The organism is Streptomyces calidiresistens (assembly GCF_014141525.1).
GTDB lineage: Bacteria > Actinomycetota > Actinomycetes > Streptomycetales > Streptomycetaceae > Streptomyces > Streptomyces calidiresistens.
In genome coordinates this window covers 1-480 of the sequence record NZ_VKHS01001548.1, presented here as the reverse complement: position 1 = coordinate 480, position 480 = coordinate 1, and the positions used below count along the sequence as shown (strand labels likewise).

The window sequence follows — 480 nt, the reverse complement described above, 5'->3', positions numbered from 1 at the left end:
CCCCGTCCCCCGCCCCGGGATCCGTTCCGCTCCTCGTCGACCCCGGTGAGGAGCCGCTGGACCTGCTCGGTATCGGTGTCGGCCCCGCCAACCTCGCACTCGCGGCGCTCGCCGACGGACTGTCCGGGCTGCGGGTCGCCTGCGTCGAGGAGCGCCCGGCCTTCCGCTGGCACCCCGGGCTGCTCATCGAGGGGGCAACGCTCCAGGTGCCCTTCCTCGCCGACCTGGTGACGCTGGTGGACCCCACCAGCCGGTGGAGCTTCCTGAACTGGCTGCGCGAGCGCGGGCGGCTCTTCCCCTTCTACTTCGCCGAACGCTTCCACATCCCCCGGGTGGAGTACGAGGCGTACTGCCGCTGGGTGGCCGGGCGCCTGCCGAACCTCCGTTTCGGCCTGCGGGCCGAGGAGGTGCGGCGCGAGCCCGACGGGCTCCTCGCGGTCCGGATCGCCCCGACCGCCGGGGCCGGGGCGTCCGGGGACG

The 480-nt window shown here is 75.0% G+C and carries 1 protein-coding gene; it reads left to right on the top strand.

Features of this window, described 5'->3' with window-relative positions; translation table 11 throughout:
- Nucleotides 1–56: 56 nt before the first annotated feature.
- On the top strand, nucleotides 57–480 hold a 424-nt coding region (locus tag FOE67_RS28225), incomplete at its 3' end, for a SidA/IucD/PvdA family monooxygenase (protein WP_182667622.1).